The organism is Caecibacter sp. AF58-12pH5A, assembly GCF_027681725.1.
Classification (GTDB): domain Bacteria; phylum Bacillota; class Negativicutes; order Veillonellales; family Megasphaeraceae; genus Megasphaera; species Megasphaera hominis.
In genome coordinates, this window is record NZ_JAQDBC010000011.1 from 45,310 (window position 1) to 63,449 (window position 18,140).

17 protein-coding genes are annotated in these 18,140 nt (G+C 54.8%); 15 read left to right on the plus strand and 2 right to left on the minus strand.

Annotated elements, in window-relative coordinates:
* Positions 1-11 precede the first annotated feature (11 nt).
* The 13 genes from PGX44_RS06840 to PGX44_RS06900 all read left to right on the plus strand — a co-directional run bounded on the left by PGX44_RS06840 (position 12) and on the right by PGX44_RS06900 (position 13,197).
* The gene (locus PGX44_RS06840; RefSeq protein WP_498854767.1) at positions 12-1,910 is read left to right on the plus strand and encodes a TonB-dependent receptor plug domain-containing protein; all 1,899 of its coding nucleotides are present in this window, start codon (positions 12-14) and stop codon (positions 1,908-1,910) included.
* Between the two features lie 17 nt (positions 1,911-1,927).
* Positions 1,928-2,875, plus strand: a complete 948-nt coding sequence (locus tag PGX44_RS06845; RefSeq protein WP_498854768.1) for an ABC transporter substrate-binding protein — start codon at positions 1,928-1,930, stop codon at positions 2,873-2,875.
* Positions 2,872-3,858, plus strand: coding sequence for a FecCD family ABC transporter permease (locus PGX44_RS06850; protein WP_498854769.1), 987 nt, complete (start codon positions 2,872-2,874; stop codon positions 3,856-3,858). Before PGX44_RS06845 ends, PGX44_RS06850 begins: the two co-directional genes overlap by 4 nt.
* On the plus strand, positions 3,855-4,652 hold the full coding sequence (locus PGX44_RS06855) for an ABC transporter ATP-binding protein (protein WP_498854770.1): 798 nt from the start codon (positions 3,855-3,857) through the stop codon (positions 4,650-4,652). The genes PGX44_RS06850 and PGX44_RS06855 overlap by 4 nt, the downstream gene beginning before the upstream one ends.
* Positions 4,653-4,764: 112 nt before the next feature.
* The gene (gene cbiD, locus PGX44_RS06860) at positions 4,765-5,892 is read left to right on the plus strand and encodes a cobalt-precorrin-5B (C(1))-methyltransferase CbiD (protein WP_498854771.1); all 1,128 of its coding nucleotides are present in this window, start codon (positions 4,765-4,767) and stop codon (positions 5,890-5,892) included.
* A 1-nt stretch (position 5,893) separates the two neighbouring features.
* Complete coding sequence (cobI, locus tag PGX44_RS06865) at positions 5,894-6,601, plus strand: precorrin-2 C(20)-methyltransferase (protein WP_498854772.1); 708 nt, start codon at positions 5,894-5,896, stop codon at positions 6,599-6,601.
* 45 nt (positions 6,602-6,646) lie between these two features.
* Positions 6,647-7,408, plus strand: coding sequence for a precorrin-4 C(11)-methyltransferase (gene cobM / locus PGX44_RS06870; protein WP_498854773.1), 762 nt, complete (start codon positions 6,647-6,649; stop codon positions 7,406-7,408).
* Positions 7,409-7,432: 24 nt separating this feature from the next.
* On the plus strand, positions 7,433-8,488 hold the full coding sequence (locus PGX44_RS06875; protein WP_498854774.1) for a cobalt-precorrin 5A hydrolase: 1,056 nt from the start codon (positions 7,433-7,435) through the stop codon (positions 8,486-8,488).
* 5 nt (positions 8,489-8,493) lie between these two features.
* On the plus strand, positions 8,494-9,225 hold the full coding sequence (gene cobJ, locus PGX44_RS06880) for a precorrin-3B C(17)-methyltransferase (RefSeq protein ID WP_498854775.1): 732 nt from the start codon (positions 8,494-8,496) through the stop codon (positions 9,223-9,225).
* Positions 9,222-9,983 carry a precorrin-6A reductase gene (gene cobK, locus PGX44_RS06885; RefSeq protein ID WP_498854776.1) on the plus strand — a complete coding sequence of 254 codons (762 nt, stop codon included), beginning with the start codon at positions 9,222-9,224 and terminating at the stop codon, positions 9,981-9,983. Before cobJ ends, cobK begins: the two co-directional genes overlap by 4 nt.
* Positions 9,970-11,181, plus strand: a complete 1,212-nt coding sequence (gene cbiE / locus PGX44_RS06890; RefSeq protein ID WP_498854777.1) for a precorrin-6y C5,15-methyltransferase (decarboxylating) subunit CbiE — start codon at positions 9,970-9,972, stop codon at positions 11,179-11,181. The genes cobK and cbiE overlap by 14 nt, the downstream gene beginning before the upstream one ends.
* 5 nt (positions 11,182-11,186) lie before the next feature.
* A complete protein-coding gene (locus tag PGX44_RS06895; RefSeq protein WP_498854778.1) occupies positions 11,187-12,581 on the plus strand; it encodes a cobyrinic acid a,c-diamide synthase CobB in 1,395 nt (464 codons plus the stop codon).
* On the plus strand, positions 12,571-13,197 hold the full coding sequence (locus PGX44_RS06900) for a precorrin-8X methylmutase (RefSeq protein WP_498854779.1): 627 nt from the start codon (positions 12,571-12,573) through the stop codon (positions 13,195-13,197). Before PGX44_RS06895 ends, PGX44_RS06900 begins: the two co-directional genes overlap by 11 nt.
* Before the next feature lie 93 nt (positions 13,198-13,290).
* Here PGX44_RS06900 and PGX44_RS06905 read toward each other — a convergent pair whose 3' ends face one another.
* Both PGX44_RS06905 and PGX44_RS06910 read right to left on the minus strand, forming a co-directional pair.
* Positions 13,291-13,878 carry a flavodoxin gene (locus PGX44_RS06905; protein ID WP_498854780.1) on the minus strand — a complete coding sequence of 196 codons (588 nt, stop codon included), beginning with the start codon at positions 13,876-13,878 and terminating at the stop codon, positions 13,291-13,293.
* A gap of 231 nt (positions 13,879-14,109) precedes the next feature.
* On the minus strand, positions 14,110-14,763 hold the full coding sequence (locus PGX44_RS06910; protein WP_498854781.1) for a DNA-3-methyladenine glycosylase family protein: 654 nt from the start codon (positions 14,761-14,763) through the stop codon (positions 14,110-14,112).
* Between the two features lie 578 nt (positions 14,764-15,341).
* Between PGX44_RS06910 and PGX44_RS06915 the strand changes: the two genes are divergently transcribed.
* Positions 15,342-17,327 (plus strand): beta strand repeat-containing protein, encoded by a 1,986-nt coding sequence (locus PGX44_RS06915; RefSeq protein ID WP_498854782.1) that lies wholly within the window; start codon positions 15,342-15,344, stop codon positions 17,325-17,327.
* A 93-nt stretch (positions 17,328-17,420) separates the two neighbouring features.
* A complete protein-coding gene (locus tag PGX44_RS06920; RefSeq protein WP_498854783.1) occupies positions 17,421-17,891 on the plus strand; it encodes a YadA C-terminal domain-containing protein in 471 nt (156 codons plus the stop codon).
* Positions 17,892-18,140: the final 249 nt, after the last annotated feature.

The window sequence follows — 18,140 nt, forward strand, 5'->3', positions numbered from 1 at the left end:
TACTATATATTATGGTGTCACAACGATCTATCCGCACACTTTCTATTTTGCTCGCCTTGGCAGGTACCTTGCCCGTGTCAGCCGATACGACGCGCGTCGTCAGCGATGCCGACAGCGATACGTTTTACGTTACAGTCCGGCAGGCGGCGCCTGTAAAAGAGGCAGCTCCGCCTAAGGCTGCAGCTGCTTCGCCGGCCCCTGTTGTCCGTCCGGAAACCCAGGTGATTACAGCACAGGAAATAGCCGCACAGCATGCGACGAATGTGACCGACGCCTTGCGCCGCGTGAACGGCGTCAGTATTAACGAAATGGTACCGGGCACATCGGCGTACGTCAAGCTCAACGGCGACGACCGGGTCCTGGTCCTCGTCGACGGCCAGTCCCTGGCTAACGCCCAGGGCTCTGCCTACGGCCGGGGCTCTGTCGATCTCACGTCCCTGCCGGGTGTAGGGGCTATTGAACGGATCGAAGTAACCCGTGGCAGTGGCTCTGTGGCCTATGGCAGCGGTGCCGTCGGTGGCGTCATCAATATCATTACCAAAAAGGGGAGTACGACGCCACAGACGACTCTCGACGTCAACACCGGTTCGTGGGGGACCCACGGCTACAGCCTCAGTAACAGCGGCCAAAGCGGCAAGACGAGCTGGTTCGTCACGGGCAATATAGACAAGCGGTCCTATTATAAATTTCCACAGGCCTACGACAGCGATGAAAGCCGCGGCGATTATAATAACAAGTCCTTGTCCCTGCGGCTGGACCAGAAGCTGAACGAGGCCAACTCCCTGACGCTCCAGGTCTTTCACAAGACCAGCGACGGCCACAGTTCGACCTTCGATAAAAAGGACGACCGCTTCCAGCTCCTGCGCAACAAGGTTGTGGACCGCCTCTACAACGACTACAGCCTGACCTGGCATTTCCGGGAGGATACGGCGACACCTGGTTATATCCGCTATTTCAACAACTATTCCCGTACGTGGTGGACGAACCATTACTTTACGCGTACGCAGGGCTTGGAAGGGCAGAACACGCGGCAAATAGGCGCACACCGCCTCACGGCCGGCGCTGCCTGGACGGAAGATGCCGGCACCAATAAAGAAGCCAATTATTTCGACGAAAAACGCCACAATCTGGCAGGCTATGTAGAAGACGTGTGGAATATTGGCAAGTGGACTCTTACGCCGGGCCTGCGCGTCGACGATAACAGTACGTACGGTACGCATTACACGCCGCGCCTGGCCGTTGATTATCAGGCCAATGACAAGGTCAAGGTCTACGCCTCTATGGCCCGCGTCTTCGCCCCGCCCCGCCTCAACGACCAGTTCTATTTCACGGGCTCTACGGCAGGCAATCGTGACCTGGAACCGGAAACGGGCTATACCCAGAACCTGGGCATCCAGTACGCCCTGACGCCTAAGACGGTCTTTGATCTCCATGTCTTCCGCAGCCATTTGCACGACGTCATCCGCTGGAACCGGGCCGTTACGCCGCACGAAGCGGAAAACCTCGATGAAGAAAAGAAACGGGGCCTGGAGCTGTCCCTGACGCGGACCATCAACGAACACTGGCGCTGGAACGCCGGCTATTCGTACACCCATATCGACGTGGATACGGGCGACGGCCTGGCTTTTGATGCTACGTACAACCGGCCGAATGGCTATTTCTCGTCTCTCGACTATACCGGTGGCCGCTGGCATGGCAACGTCTCCCTCACGGCCGGGACAGGACGGAATGACACGTATTACCTCGGCAGCTCTTACGTCGTCTGGGACGGCACCGTAAGCTATGATCTCAATAAAGATTGCACCCTCTACGTCAGGGCGACGAACTTCACGAACGACGCCTATGACCTGTACCACGAATATCCGGCAGCAGGACGGGCCTGGCTTGTAGGGGCAACGTATACGTTCTAAAGGAAGGATGGAATAGGATGGGACGAAAACTACTTTGTATGGTCCTGACGGTACTGCTCGTATGTCTTTGCGCCGGCTGTGGCCCTCAGGATAAAGCGGCAGCGTCAGGACGACAGGTAACCGATGCGTTGGGCCGGACCGTAACCGTTCCGGCAGCGCCCCAGCGCGTCGTCGCCTTATCGACTTCCCTCGTAGAGCTGACGGCAGCCGTACAGGGCGATCTCATGGGCCGCTCGTCTGTCCGCGCAGCTGACGCGTCTGTCCCCAAGGGCTATGAAGACGTTCCGGAAATGGGACCTGTCTATAGCGTCAATATGGAAAAGGTCCTGGCAGTCCAGCCGGATCTGGTCCTCGTCAGCGCAACCCAGCAGAGCAAGCTCGTGCCCGTGCTGGAACAAAACGGTATTCCTGTCTTGGCCTTGAAGACGAAGACCTACGACGAAGTACGCCATACGCTGGACCTCTTGGGCACCGTATACGGCCATCAGGCAGAGGCCCGGGACGCACTGCAGTCGATGGAGCAGAGGCTGACGCAGATCAAAGGGGCCTTGCCGGCAGAAAAGCCGCGCATTGCGATTCTGCACGCTACGGCTAAGAGCGTCACCCTGGAGCTGCCGCACAGCATTGCCGGCAGTACGGCAGACACCCTGGGCTTGCCTAATATTGCCGCAGAAGTAACGGAACAGACCGGCGCGGATATGGAAACGGTACCGCTGAGCCTCGAATTCCTTACGGCCCAAAATCCGGACATTCTCTTCGTCACGTCTATGGGCAAGGCCGACCAGATCGAAGCCCGTCTGCAGGAAGACCTGGCAGCCAACCCGGCCTGGTCTAACCTGAAGGCCGTGCAAACGGGACGGGTTTATATCCTGCCGGAAAACCTTTTCCTCCTCAGTCCGGGCGTCCATTATCCGGACGCTGCGGCGTACATGGCGAAAAAAGCGTTTCCCGGGCTTAGCCTATGAGGAGCCGTAAAGGCCGCCGCCTGGGCCTCCTCGTCGTCTTTGCCGTGCTGACTGCCGTGAGCCTCATCGTGTCCCTTACAGAAGGAGCGACGTATATCAGTGCCCACGATGTCGTCATGCGTCTCATAGAGCCCGGTACGGATGTGACGAGCCAGATCATTTGGAACCTGCGCCTGCCCCGGGCCCTGACCTGTGCCCTGACAGGACTGAACCTGGCCCTGTCAGGGGCTATCCTGCAGGCGGTTATGCGCAATCCCTTGGCCGATCCGCACATTATCGGCATTTCCTCCGGCGCCGGGCTGGCCGGGATTATTTTGCTCATCGTCCTGCCGGCCTATACGTTTCTCTTGCCGCCAGCTGCCTTTGCCGGTGCCATTGGTGCGGCCGTTCTCATTTATATCTTATCATGGAAGCACGGCATTCAGCCCTTGCGTATCATCTTGGCCGGCGTTGCCGTCAGTACCTTTTTGGGAGCCATTATTTCGGGCCTCCTCATTTTCTATAGCGACCGCGTCCACGGTGCTCTCCTCTGGCTGGCCGGCGGCTTCAGTGCCTGCAGCTGGCACGACGTGAGCCTTATCGTGCCGTATACGCTGGCCGGCCTGCTTCTCGCCTTAGCCGGTGCCGGAAGCCTCAATATTCTTCTCCTCGGTGACGACACGGCCCGCAGTCTGGGCCTGCCTGTCGAAGTGGCGCGCTGCCTTCTCACGGGGACAGCGGCGCTCCTGGCGGCCAGTGCCGTCAGCGTAGCCGGGCTCTTAGGCTTTGTAGGCCTCATCGTACCGCACACAGTGCGCCTGCTCGGCGGCAGTGACCATTTCTTTCTCCTGCCAGGTTCGGCACTGCTCGGCATGGCCGTCGTGACCCTGTGCGATACCTTTGGCCGCGTCATCTTTGCTCCCATTGAAATTCCGACGGGGATTATCATGGCCCTCTTGGGCGTGCCCTTTTTCCTTTATCTCTTAAGGAGGGATTTGTCATGAGTGAAGCCATCTTGACGGCATCCCACCTGTGCGTCTCGTTAGGGGGCAAGGAAATTCTTCACGACGTGTCCTTGCGCGTGGCAAAGGGCGATTTCCTGACTCTCATCGGACCGAACGGCAGCGGTAAAAGTACGCTCTTGCATACCTTGTGCGGCCTGACGAAGCCTGGCCAGGGAAGTGTGACCCTGGCGGGCCAGCCACTGGCTGCGTATGGCCGCAAGGAATTAGCCCAAAAGATAGCCCTCGTCACGCAGCAGCATACGCTGCCGGCCGATCTTACGGTATATGATCTCGTGCGCTGTGGCCGCTTTCCCTACCGCCATTTTCCTCGCGGCCTGGGGGCAGAGGACCGGGAAAAAATCGACCAGGCTCTGTTTGCGACGAGTCTTACCCCATATGCCCAGCGGGAAGTGAAATCCCTTTCCGGCGGAGAACAGCAGCGGGCCTGGCTGGCCACGGCCCTGGCACAGGAACCGGAAATCATGGTTCTCGACGAACCGACGACGTACCTCGATATCCGTCATCAGTTTATGCTGCTCGAGCTGCTGCAGGAATGGCATGACCGGCGGGGTCTGACCATTGTCATCGTCCTCCACGATCTCAACCAGGCCTACACGTGGGGCCAGACGACGGCCGTCCTCGCCGAGGGGCGCATTGCCGCTGCCGGCAGCACGGCAGAGGTCATTACGCCAGAACTGATGCAGCGCGTCTTTGGCGTAACCAGTGAAATCGTCACGACATCATCAGGACGGTCTTTTCTTGCCTGTTATCCGCAGACCGCGCCTAAGCGATAGCCAATCGCCGGCGCGGCCCTTTTTGACCGTGCCTGCCCTAGGTGGAGGACGGGAGAAATCCATGGTATAATAGAAAAGTAATACAAATAGTCATTATCAAAGGAAAGAAAATATGGAATCATATGAAGTTGTACAAGGAAAGAAGCTCCGTCAGGGCTATACGACAGGGAGCTGTGCCGCAGCGGCGACCAAAGCGGCAGCGCGCATGCTCTTAGGCCGGGTAGGGGTACCGGTCGTACAGCTGACGACGCCACGGGGCCTGGTCCTGGACCTGGAGCCGGAGGACGTACACGTGACGGCTAACGCGGCAACCTGTGCCATCCGTAAGGATTCAGGCGACGACCCGGATATTACCGATGGCGTGCGTATTTATGCGACGGTGGAAAAGACAGCCTCCGGCTGGGAGCTCGCTGCCGGTCCCGGCGTCGGTACGGTTACCAAGGACGGCCTGGCGTGTGCCAAAGGCGGCCCGGCCATCAACCCTGTGCCGCAGCGCATGATCCGCGCAGCTGCAGAGAGTGAAGCCGCTGCCAGTGGCTATACAGGGGGATTGAAGGTTACCATTTCCATTCCCGGCGGCGACGTCTTAGCGGCTAAGACCTTCAACCCGCGCCTGGGCATCGAAGGGGGACTTTCGATTCTCGGTACGTCGGGCATCGTCGATCCTATGAGTGAAAAGGCCCTGGTCGACACGATCAAGACGGAAATGAAAGCCCGCCGCGCTAACGGAGACACGCATCTTCTGGCCTTCTTCGGCAACTACGGCGTCGATTTTGGCCGCGACACGCTGCACCTCGATGTAGAACGCCGCGTGACCTGCAGCAACTACGTCGGCGACATGCTGGATTACGCCGTATACTGCGGTTTTACGGACGTTCTCCTCATCGGTCACGCAGGCAAGCTGATCAAGCTCGCCTTAGGTATTATGAACACACATTCGCGCTACGCCGACGGGCGTACGGAATTTATGGCCCTCCAGGCCGTCTTTGCCGGTGCGTCTGTAGAAACGGCCAAACGCATTTATGCGAGCCGCACGACAGACGAAGCCATTGCCATCCTGAAGGAGGCACAGGTCTTAGAGCCGGTTATGCAGGCGGCGACGGAGCGCATCGAATACTATATGGAACAACGGGTCCATCGGGAACTGCGCTGTGGCGCCATTCTCTTTTCCAATACATACGGCGTATTAGGGGAAACGAGCCACGTGCCGGAGCTCATAGCGGCCCAAAAGGAGATATGATATGACGAAAGGAACCCTCTATTGCCTGGGACTCGGCCCGGGCGATCCGGAACTGATTACCTTCAAAGCCTGGCGCTACTTGTGCCAGTGCCCTGTCCTGGCCGTGCCGCAGGACCAGGCCGGCCGTAAGACTGCCGACGGTATTTTGCGGGCAGCTGCCAGCTTGCAGCCTGGCCTCGACCTTGACGCTAAAGAAACGGTGGCCCTCGATTTTCCCATGACCCGCGACGCAGCAGTCCTGGCGGCAGCCCACGAAGAGGCAGCCAAGACACTGGCGGCGATCCTCGACAGCGGCCGCGACGTAGCCCTCATTACCTTAGGCTGCCCGACGATTTATGCGTCGTGCATGTACGTCGAAGAAAAGATCGCCGCCTTAGGCTATGCGACGGAAATCGTCGCCGGTGTAACGAGCTTTTGTGCCGTCGCCGCCAGATTGGGCCAGTCCCTGTGTGAAAAGGACGACGCCTTGCTCATTTTCCCGGCAAGCCGTCCGGATCTGCCGGAGCTGCTCGACGTGCCGGCCAATAAGGTCATCATGAAGGTGCCGCGTCATACAGAAGCATTGAAGGAAACGCTGGCAGAAAAAGGCCTTTTGGAAGGTGCGTCTGTCGTGTCGCGCTGCGGCATGGCCGGCGAATGGGCCGGGAAATTGACAGATATGAAGGATAGTGCCTATTTTTCAGTCATTTTGACAGGCAAGTCGAAATAAGAGAGGAGGCGCCGCTCAGACAGTACGCCTGATGCGGCAGAGCATATGATACACTTTGTAGGCGCCGGTCCTGGCGCGGCGGACCTCATTACAGTCCGCGGTAAGACCTTGCTGGAAACGGCAGATCAGATTATTTACGCCGGTTCTCTCGTGAACCCGGACCTGTTGCAGTACGCGAAAGCGGGGTGCCGTATTCTTGACAGTGCTTCTATGACTCTTGAAGAGGTCATTGCGGCCATGGAAGAATACGAAGCCAAGGGCGCCATGACCGTACGCCTCCATACCGGCGATCCGAGCATTTACGGCGCCATCCGGGAGCAGATGGATGAACTCGATAAGGCAGGCATTGCCTATGCGTGTGTGCCCGGTGTGAGCTCCTTTTGCGCCGCTGCTGCAGCGGTGCAGAAGGAATATACCCTGCCCGGTATCAGCCAGTCGGTCATCATTACCCGTATGGAAGGACGGACCGGTGTGCCGGAGCACCAGAAGATTGCCGACTACGCCGCCCATGGTGCGACGATGGTCATCTTCCTCAGCGCCGGCCTTTTGGAAAAACTGGAAACAGAACTGCAGCGTGGCGGCTATGCTGCCGCTACGCCGGCAGCCATTGTCTATAAAGCTTCGTGGCCTGATGAAAAGGTCTGCTACTGCACGGTAGATACGCTGGCCCAGACGGCAGCAGCGAACGGCATCAGCCGTACGGCCCTCATCTTAGTCGGTCATTTCCTCGACGGCGCTTATGAACGGAGCCGCTTCTATGACCCAGCCTTTACGCACGGCTACCGGCAGGGGAAAGACGCGAAGTAAGGTTTTACGAAAGAAGTTGATAAAATGAAAGCGGTACTGTTTTCTTTTACCCGTCGCGGGACGACGCTCAGCCTGACCATTGCCGCCTGGCTTACGGTCTTGGGCTGGGACGTACAGCCTTTGACGACGGTGAAATTCGCAACCATCGACCGGCGCCTGCGCGTATTGTCACCGGACTTGCGTACAGCCGCCGGCGCAGCCTTTGAAGAGGCACAGCTCCTGGTTTTCGTCGGTGCTGCCGGCATTGCTGTCCGGGCTATTGCGCCGTACGTAAAGAGTAAAGAAACGGACCCGGCAGTCGTGGTCATCGATGAAAAGGGACACTTTGTCATTCCTATCCTCTCCGGGCATATAGGCGGTGCCAACGATATGGCCCGCCGTCTGGCCGATCTCGTCCATGGCCAGGCAGTGCTCACAACGGCGACAGATGTGAACCATCGCTTTGCCGTCGATGAATGGGCTGCCCGGTCGGGCCTGGCTATTTCTTCCATGCGCGAAGCCAAGGCCTTTTCGGCAGGCTTGCTGGAAACGGGACGGGCCGGCGTCTACAGTGATTTCCCCATCGTCGGACCACTGCCGCAGGGATTGGAGGTGCGCGATTCCGGCCCCTTGGGGCTGGCTGTCACGCTGCGTCCTGATTGTTATCCCTTTACGGAAACGGTCGTCCTCAGGCCGCGTATTATCCATATCGGCATTGGCTGCCGCAAGGGCATTTATAAAAAGACTATTGGCCGCGTCGTTCTGCGTGAACTGCGGCGCCTGCAGCTGCCTGTTCACCTCATTGCCCGCGTGGCCTCCATTGACGTAAAGGCCAACGAAGAAGGGCTTTTGGCTTTTGCCAAGGATTACGGCCTGCCCTTGGTCTTTTATTCGGCAGAGGAACTGAACAGCCTGGGTGACCAGGGCTTTGCGTCGTCCGACTTTGTCTTGCGCACAGTAGGTACGGATAACGTCTGCGAACGGGCAGCCTATTTGAGCAGTAACGGTGGTCCCTTCCTGCTTCATAAGACCGTGGCTGATGGCGTGACGCTGGCCATTGCCCGCGAAGATTTTAGCGTCCAATTTACGAAAATGGAGTAACGTTTATGGCACAAAAAATATATGTCGTCGGCATTGGTCCCGGCGCAGCAGAAGATATGACAGGCCGTGCAGCAGCGGCTCTTTCGGCGAGTGACGTCATTGCCGGCTACCAGACCTACATCGACTTGGTGCGGCCGGCGTATCCCGGTAAGGAATATATCAGTAACGGCATGACCAAAGAAGTAGACCGCTGCCGTTTGGCCCTGGAAACGGCTAAAGGCGGCAAGACCGTAGCGCTTATTTCCAGCGGTGACGCCGGCGTCTACGGCATGGCCGGTCTCATGTATCAGGTTGCTGCCGGCAGTGGTGTAGAGATTGAAGTCGTAGCCGGGATTACGGCGGCCTGCTCAGGCGCTGCCCTCTTAGGGGCCCCTTTGGTGCATGATTTCTGCCTCATCTCCCTGAGCGATCTCCTGACACCGTGGGAAGCTATCGAAAAACGGCTCGACCGGGCTGCTGATGCGGACTTCGTCATCGTCCTCTACAATCCGGGCAGCCATAAGCGGGCTGATTATTTGCAAAAGGCCTGCGAAATCATTGGTAAGTATCGGGCTGCAGCGACGCCGGCAGGGCTTGTACGTAACATTGGCCGCGACGGCAGTACGGCAGAAATTACGACCTTAGGCGATCTCGCCGGCCGCCAGGTCGATATGCTGACGACGGTCTTTATCGGCAACAGCCAGACAGAAGTCATCGATGGCCACATGGTGACGCCCAGGGGGTATCGTCTCGTATGATGCCTCTCGTCTGGATCTTCGGTGGTACCAGTGAAGGCCGTTGTTTGGCCCAGGCGGCGTTGTCCCTGCCCATTCGCCTGCGCCTTTCTGTGGCAACCGACTATGGCAGTGATTTGGCACCGCGCGGCGAGAACCTGGAAATTTGGCAGCGCCGCCTGACAGCTGCCGAAATGACGGCCTGTCTGCAGGCTGACCGGCCTGAGCTGGTCATCGACGCTACGCATCCCTACGCAACGGCTGTAACGGAAAATATTCGCGCTGCCTGTGCAGCTGCCGGCACGCCCTATATCCGACTCGTTCGGCCTTCTGAAGAGACGGATACAGCTATTACCGTGTCGTCCATGGCTGAGGCCGTAGAATTTCTCAGCCAGACAGAAGGCCCTATTTTCCTGACGACAGGCAGTAAGGATCTCGATACCTTTGCTACCTTGCCGGACTATGCCAGCCGCATTGCCCTGCGCATTTTACCGGCTCTGGAATCGCTCGAAAAGGCTTTGCGCCTGGGCTACGAACGGAGCCGCATCGTCTGCATGCAAGGCCCCTTTACAATTGATCTGAACGCCGCTATGTTCCGTTTTTACGAGGCTGCCTGGGTGGTAACCAAGGAGTCGGGACAGCGCGGCGGGTTTGAAGAAAAAGTGGCTGCCGCTCAAAAAGCCGGTGCCCATCTCCTCGTTGTGTCCCGTAAGGACGACGAACAAGGGCCGGCCTATGACGACGTGTGGCGGCTTTTGGAGGAACGCTATGGCCAAGGTTAAACTTAATCTCATCGGCATGGGACCGGGAAATCCGGATCTCCTCACAGGCGCTGCCCGGGCAGCCCTGGCTGAAAGTACTATCCTCTTAGGTGACCGCCGTCTGCTCTCGGCCTTTCCCATGGAAGGGAAGGACGTGCGGCCAACGACGAAGCCTTCAGATATCTGCGCAGTTATTGAAGCAGCGGCGCCGGGGACGGTCGTGGCCGTCCTCGTTTCCGGTGACGTAGGCTTTTACAGCCTGGCAAAATCGCTGACCCATGTGGAAGACTGCGAGGTGCACCGCTACGCCGGCATTAGCAGCCTCGTCTATTTTGCAGCGGCCCTGGAAATTCCTTGGGAAGATGCCTGCATCGTCAGCCGCCACGGCCGTAACCAGCCCCTTATTCCGGCTGTACGGCAGCATAAAAAGGTTTTTTGCCTGACTGGCGGCAAGCATAGCGTGGCCTCTGTCTGCGCCGAACTGACGGCGCAGGGCCTGGGGGATCTGGATGTCGCCGTAGGCGAACGTCTTTCGTACGACAATGAACGCATTGTCCGCGCTAAGGCCGGTGAACTGACAGACGCCTCCTTTTCGACGCTGTCGTCCCTCTTTATTTTCAATCCCCAGGCGGAAACGATCCATACGCCTGTACACGGCTTGGATGATGGGGCATTCGTCCGCTCCCACGTGCCGATGACGCGGCAGGAAGTGCGGGCTGTGGCGATTGCCAAGCTGCGTCCTCAAGTGGGCGACACTATGTACGACGTCGGCGCCGGCACGGGCTCGTGCAGCGTGGAATTGGCCTTGCAGGCCCCGTTAGGACAGGTCTATGCCTTAGAAGAAAAGGATACGGCTTTAGAACTGTTGGCAGCCCAGAAAGAACGCTTTAATCTGCCTAATATGACCATCGTTGCCGGTAACGCTGCGGCTACGATTCCGGCGCTGCCTGCACCGGACTGCGTCTTTATTGGCGGTACGAAGGGCGAATTGCCGGCCATTCTCGATGGCATTTATGCAAAAAATAAAGCCTGCCGTGTTGTACTCACGGCCATTGCCTTAGAAACGGTCAGTGCCATTGTGACCTACTATGCCGAACATACGGCGTACGACCTGGATATTGTCCAGCTGGCAGCGGCCCGGGGCCGTCATGTAGGGTCATATCATATGCTGACTGCAGAAAATCCTATTTTTATCCTTACAGCTTCGCTTAAGGAGTGATTTCTATGGAGCAAACAGCTGTTGCCCGCGTCCTCTTTGCCGCACCTTCTAGTGGCAGTGGCAAGACGACTGTCGTCTGTGCGATTATGGAGGCCTTACGTCAGCGGGGCCTGAAGCTCGCTGCCTGCAAGTGCGGGCCTGATTATATTGATCCCTTGTTTCACCGTGCTGTCTTGGGCATTCCCTCTCAGAATATCGATCTCTTTCTCTTAGGGAAACGCTGGCACGGTGCGGCTGTGGCGCGGCGTCTCGTTGCCGAAGCAGGGGCAGATACGGATATTACCATTATTGAAGGAGCCATGGGCTATTACGACGGCATCGGCACGAGTGAAGAAAATAGTGCGTACGCCGTGCGCGCCGCCTTGGCAGCGCCGGCCGTACTCATCGTCGATGGCCGTGGTGCTGCCTTATCCCTGGCTGCCACTTTGCGGGGCTTCGTTACCTTTCGCAGGAACAGCGGTCTCCAAGGCTTTATCCTGAACCACGTAAAGCCTTCGGTCTATACGTATTACCGCCAGGTCCTCGAAGAAGAAACGGGCCTCAAGGCCTATGGATATCTGCCGGAGCTGCCCGACTGTACCTTTGCCAGCCGTCACTTAGGCCTGGTTACGGCCGGAGAAATTGAAGACCTGCAGGCTACGCTGGGACGATTAGCCCAGGCAGCCGAAGAGGGCATCGATCTGGATGGCCTTTTGCAGCTCGCCGCTGGGGCTCCGCCGCTAAACTGGTGTGACGAAAAAGTACCTCAGTGCCAGCCTGTCCGTTTGGCTGTTGCCGAAGATGAAGCCTTTTGCTTTTATTACGCTGCCGAGCTGGACCTCTTTCGTAAACTCGGCGCCGAGATCATTCCCTTTAGCCCCATTCATGATGCGGCTTTGCCGGATTGTGATGCCTTGTATTTAGGCGGCGGCTATCCGGAACTGCACGCGCCGGCATTGACGGCCAATGCGTCTATGCGCCAATCGATCCGTATGGCCTTAGCTGATGGCTTGCCTTGTCTCGCCGAATGTGGCGGCTTTATGTACCTTCAGGAAAGCTACAGTGATGGTACCGGTTCCTATCCCTGGGTTGGTGCCCTGCCCGGATCCTCTCACTTGACGCAGCGCCTCGTACGCTTTGGCTATATTACCGTTACGGCTGAAGAAGATACTCTTCTGGGCCCGGCAGGGACGACCTTTAGGGCTCATGAATTCCATTATTCTGATAGTACGGCCAATGGCACGTCGTGCACGGCCAGAAAAGCCTCAGGCACCCGTTCGTGGCCCTGTATTCAGGCTTCGCCGACACTCTTTGCGGGCTATCCCCACCTGAACCTGACGGGTCACCCGGAACAGGCAGCCCGTTTCTTACACGCAGCCGCAGCCTATGCGGCCCAGAGAGGAGCATCCCGTGAAAATTGAACACATTGCCCCGGCAGATATTGAAAAACGGAGCATGGAAATTATAGACCAAGAATTAGGTAACATTACGTTGCCTGAAGACAAATGCGATATCATTAAACGCGTCATCCATACGACAGCCGATTTTGAGTTCGCCCGTACGATGCGCTTTAGCGACGACGCCGTCGCCCGCGGCCTGGACGCTTTGAAACGAGGCGCCACGATCCTTACGGATACGAACATGGCCTGCACCGGTATTAGTGCCGTAAGCCTCAAAAAACTGGGCGGACAAAAGGTCTGCTACATGGCCGATCCGGAAATCGCCGCTATAGCTAAGAAAAACGGCAGTACCCGCGCCACAGCGAGTATGGACAAAGCCTGTGACATAGAAGGACCGCTCATCATCGCTATTGGCAACGCCCCGACAGCCCTCCTGCGCCTGGCAGAACTCATCGAAGCCGACAAAATTCACCCGGATTTGGTTATCGGTGTCCCTGTAGGCTTCGTCAACGTCATTGCCTCGAAAGAAGCAATCATGAAATGTCACGTCCCTTATATCGTCGCTACAGGCAGAAAAGGCGGCAGTGCCATTGCCGCAGCCATCTGTAATGCCCTCATTTACAGATTGACGAGATGACTTGCTTTTTTACACCATAACAACCCCCTGTCCTAGCAAATGAATTCATTTGCTAGGACAGGGGGTTGTTTTCTTCTGACGGCATACAGGCCACTAAAATCCCAGTGATTTCACCCATTCCTGGACTTCGCTGGCTGATGCTCCTGAAGCAAAACGGTGGCCTGGCAGCCAATTTCCTGTACCTGCCATCTGCTGCAGGAGTTTGCCGCTTTCGCCAATGCCCGAATCTACAGACGTAGCGAAGGGGATGACTGTCTTACCTGTAAAGTCATTGTGCTTGATGAAGTTATCAATCGGCCAGGCCGCATTGTGACGCCAAATAGGATAGCCTACGAAGACCGTATCGTACTGCGACCAATTGTCTGGCTGATCCTTGACGAGAGGAATATCGCGCAAGGCTTCGTTGTCCATTTCCTTCATGACGCGGCTTTCCTTGTTGTGATAGTCCAAATCTTCCTTGCTGTAAGGCTGTACCGGCTGGAGCTCCAGCACGTCGGCATTCGTAGCCTTGGCGATATCCGTAGCGACGCGTTTCGTATTGCCCGTACCGGAGAAGTAGACGACGAGAACTTTGCCGTTGTGTGGTTGATGGCCTGCGCCACCTCTTGGGATTCCTTGTTTTGCGTGTTCGCACCGGTCGTATTGGCACCACAGGCGACGAGACCCAGAGAGAGCACACAAGCCATGAGCAAGAGCATTATTTTTTTCACGAGAATTTCCTCCTTCTTTATCTAAACCTAACAGTTTGTACTCTTTTAGTATAGTGAAAGAGGAATCTCGTCAGAAGTCCCGTTTAGTTTTTCTGTATTAACTTTTAGTTTCTACTACGGCTGGTGCCTCAGACGTGCCTCAAGGAAAAAACGTGCCGGCTAGGAAGCAGTGAACTTGTAGATCTCCTGGCACCAGCTTTCCTTAGTCTTTAAACAAATGGAATTCTTCCTTCGTCAGTCCTTTATCATAGGCTTTATATAAATAGCGTGCAGCAATAGAGGAATAGGGCTTCCACTTGCGGCACTTCTTTTCTACGGCCTGGCGGGAGCGGTCGTCTGTCTTGTAAAGCCAGCTGTAGGCTTGGAGGAAGGCTACGTCTTCGTACGGAAGGATGTCTTGACGGTCCAGGACGAAGAGAAGGTACATCTTGGCCGTCCAGGGGCCGATACCCGGTAAGGTACGCAGTTCTGCCAGGACCTCTTCATCGGTACGCTCTGGGAAACGCCGGAAATCCAGCTGTCCTGAGCGTACAGCTTCAGCCGCAGCAGCAATGGCCTTAGCCTTTGACTGCGATGTGCCGACGCTCCTGATTTCCTCTAAGGATAATTGGCCTAACGCTTCCGGCGTGATGACGCCACCACAGCGTTCTACGAGACGGCCGTAGATCTTGGCGCCGGCCTTGATGGACAACATCTGCTCGATGATCTCATGGATAAGGAAGGGGAAGGGATTATCCGTGTGTGGCTCATAGGTCAAGGGGCCGACCATGGAGATGACCTTGGCCAGACGTTTGTCTTTTTTCTGTAAGTATTGGATGGACGGACTTGACCCATCCAAGGTTATGACTAAGGACATGATAAATTCTCCTAATAAAAATATATAATTTAATAAATCACGATTATTTATGGGTAATAGGTCTCACAAAGATATTTCTATTTTATCTCGAGCGGGAAAAGAAAGAGTAATTAAAAAGAAAAGGTGATTATTTTTACTATATAAATATTTTATGGTAAGAAAAAATATATTTATTTTACTATATTTTTTGTAATAAACGGACATATGATTGTCCATGTATACAAAAAACAATCATAATTAATTTTTTATTATACAATTAAAATTTTTTATTGCAATTTAGTAATACTTATGATAACATATAAGTATAGGAGATAGAAAAGAATAAAAATAGTTAATTGATCATCCATCGTATAACATGGGAGGTGTTAGAGATGAAGTGTCAATTTTGTATGGGAAAAACTATATCAAATAATTCTACAATATACCAAAAGCGCAGTGCAGGATCTGGGGAGAAACTGCAGCGTATCAATTGGTATCACGTACGCCGAGCGTGCTCGCTCCTGGCAGTACTCTGTTTGACCGCCGGGGCGTTGCCATTGTATGCGGCGGCAGAAACAACCCAACCGATTACGGATCTTTTGGCAGTAACGAGTGAAAACGATATCGTATCGAAGGATGCAGATGGGAATACCACCGGTGAAATCACATACGATATTAGTCCGGCAAATAAAGGCACGAACATCGCCATTGGGGAAAATTCGAAGGTCTTTATCGGCGGCGGGACCCAGGAATCGGTTATGTCCTTTGGGGAGACGGTAGATCCTACATATAAACAGGTTTTCATTTGGAATATTCAAACAGGCTACAACATCCATAGCAATAGTGCAGCTAAGGAAAATTTGCCGTCAGCTATTGCTATTGGACAAAACACCTATGCTCGGACGGGTTCTATTGTCATAGGTGATCATACACTGGAAAAAAACAATATTGCCATTGGCGATACTGTTGCGTCTTATGATAAAACCGGTAAGCCTACTTTGCTTTCTTACGGTGTAGCCAGTACCAACGTTGGTACTAACTCCTACACGAATGGACCTTTTGCGACGACCTATGGCAGCTATAATATTCAATCCTCACCCTATCCCAATGGTTACCCCTTGAAAAACGGGTTTGCCACAGTTATTGGCACTTTTAACTCTAATGAGTCCATGAACGACTGGAATAGTACTTCCGGTGTAGCGAACTACATTGGTGGCGTTGCAAATAAGGTTACGGCAAGTAATGGTTCCGTGGTTTTGGGTGCTGGTAACACCGTAAAAGATTCTATTAAAGATTTTGATGCCTCGTCGCTTGAAGAACCGGCAGCATCCGTTACGGCGATGCAAAATGCCCTGATTGAAGGCGTTCGTAAAAGCTCTGGCGGCGCAGCCATGGTTATCGGTGGTGGCAACCAGGTTGATTCGTCTACAGATACGCAGCTCATGGGCGTCAACAACGAATCGACGAAGGATACATATACATTACTGGATGGCTTCACGAACGTATCGACTAGCGGGGAACATCTGACGACCATCGGTTCAGGAAATACGATGACCGATTCCAGCTATACCCAGCTCCTAGGTGATAACCGGGTCCTCACGGATGTGGATAATTCCGTCATCCTCGGCTCGGCAGAAAATGCCTTGACGACAAGCGTAGATAACGTCACTATCCTGGGCTACAATGCCAATGCCAGTGTCGCCGGTGGCGTGGCCTTAGGTTATGGTTCTCTTGCTGTGACAGGCGCCGGAGTAGCCGGTTATGTCCCGACTGGTGGGACGAAAACGGGTAGTACCTGGAATTCTACAGCAGCCGCTGTTTCTGTTGGTGACGTAGCCAATAATATTACTCGCCAGATTACAGGTGTGGCCGCTGGTACAGCCGATACGGATGCTGTCAACGTGGCCCAGCTGAAAGATTTAGCTTCTAAGAGCACCAGCTCCAACGTTTCCATTACTGCCGGTAACGGTATCCGTGTCGTGAAGAATACAGATGGTTCGTATAACATCAGTGCCAACTTCTTGAATACCGGTACCAACGTTGTTGGTTTCCAAAAGAATGGTACCGTAAAACTGCCGACTACGTCCGATACGGGTTCTGGAACGGGTACGGGAACCGGAACAGGCACAAGTACCGGTACAGGCAGCACTAGCCCGGGTACATCGCCAGTTATCTTGATGGCGGCGGCTGCTACCTCTACCGTCAGTCAGGGTGCGGCTGCTGTCATTGGTACCCGCATTACTGATGATGCAGGAAACTCAACGGATGTCAGCACGACGGATTATCTGAGTATCATCGGTGATAAAACAAACATTACAACCACCGCGAGTGGCACAGACCTCGTCGTCAGCCTCAATAAAGATATTTCCGTCGATAGTATCACCGTCACCAATGGTCCGGTCATCGATTCCAACGGTATTTCTAATGCAAATACTATTAGTGTCACCGATGGTCCGACCATCAACTCGGACGGCATTACTAACGTCAATAAAATCAGTGTTACCAATGGCCCGACCATCAACTTCAGTGGCATCGACATGAACAACCAAAAGATTACCAACGTCGCAGACGGTTCCATTGCTTAAGGCTCGAAAGATGCCGTCAATGGCGGCCAGATCTACAACCTGCAAAATCAGCTCACCGGCCTCAACGATACATTCGGTAATGAAATTAACGGCTTGAGCCGTCGTGTAGACGGTCTCGACCGCCGCATCGATAAAGTCGGCGCTGGCGCCGCTGCCTTGGCAGCCCTCCATCCGACAGACTTCAATCCAGACGACAAATGGGATTTCTCCCTGGGCTATGGCAATTACCGCTCGGCTAACGCCGTTGCCCTCGGTGCCTTCTATCATCCCAACGCCTCGACTATTTTCAGCATCGGCGCTACTGTCGGCAACGATAACAATATGGTTAATGCCGGCGTCACCTTCAAGGTAGGCAGTGGCAGCTCTACACCATATTACACGCCGACTCAGGCCTCTCAGATCATCGGACAGCTGAAGACGGAACTGGCCCAGGTCAAAGAGGATAAAGCGGCACAGCAAGCAAAAGTCACAGCACAGCAAAAACAGATTGATCAGCAACAAGCAGAAATCAATAAGATGAAAGCCCAGATTGATCAGCTCCTCAGCCGCCTCAATATGGGATGATCATAGTATCTCATACAACCTCTTACTACCATCCTCACCTTTAAGAAACAGGCCTTTCTCCCCGGACAGAGGCCTGTTTCTTTTTTTTGCAACAAAATATAACATTTAAGAAATAATCATTTCATATTAATATAAATCATAGTATAATGTAAGTAAGAACATATCCTGAACATCTGCAACATGGGGGTAAGAAATTTATTTTTTTGCTGGATTCAGGATTGCATCGTGCGTGAATTTGGGGAAGGAAGA

Bases quoted from the DNA above. Each gene is read 5' to 3' on its own strand.
- PGX44_RS06840 (WP_498854767.1), top strand. From the start codon at position 12: ATGGTGTCACAACGATCTATCCGCACACTTTCTATTTTGCTCGCCTTG.
- PGX44_RS06845 (WP_498854768.1), top strand. From the start codon at position 1,928: ATGGGACGAAAACTACTTTGTATGGTCCTGACGGTACTGCTCGTATGT.
- PGX44_RS06850 (WP_498854769.1), top strand. From the start codon at position 2,872: ATGAGGAGCCGTAAAGGCCGCCGCCTGGGCCTCCTCGTCGTCTTTGCC.
- PGX44_RS06855 (WP_498854770.1), top strand. From the start codon at position 3,855: ATGAGTGAAGCCATCTTGACGGCATCCCACCTGTGCGTCTCGTTAGGG.
- cbiD (WP_498854771.1), top strand. From the start codon at position 4,765: ATGGAATCATATGAAGTTGTACAAGGAAAGAAGCTCCGTCAGGGCTAT.
- cobI (WP_498854772.1), top strand. From the start codon at position 5,894: ATGACGAAAGGAACCCTCTATTGCCTGGGACTCGGCCCGGGCGATCCG.
- cobM (WP_498854773.1), top strand. From the start codon at position 6,647: ATGATACACTTTGTAGGCGCCGGTCCTGGCGCGGCGGACCTCATTACA.
- PGX44_RS06875 (WP_498854774.1), top strand. From the start codon at position 7,433: ATGAAAGCGGTACTGTTTTCTTTTACCCGTCGCGGGACGACGCTCAGC.
- cobJ (WP_498854775.1), top strand. From the start codon at position 8,494: ATGGCACAAAAAATATATGTCGTCGGCATTGGTCCCGGCGCAGCAGAA.
- cobK (WP_498854776.1), top strand. From the start codon at position 9,222: ATGATGCCTCTCGTCTGGATCTTCGGTGGTACCAGTGAAGGCCGTTGT.
- cbiE (WP_498854777.1), top strand. From the start codon at position 9,970: ATGGCCAAGGTTAAACTTAATCTCATCGGCATGGGACCGGGAAATCCG.
- PGX44_RS06895 (WP_498854778.1), top strand. From the start codon at position 11,187: ATGGAGCAAACAGCTGTTGCCCGCGTCCTCTTTGCCGCACCTTCTAGT.
- PGX44_RS06910 (WP_498854781.1), bottom strand. From the start codon at position 14,763: ATGTCCTTAGTCATAACCTTGGATGGGTCAAGTCCGTCCATCCAATAC.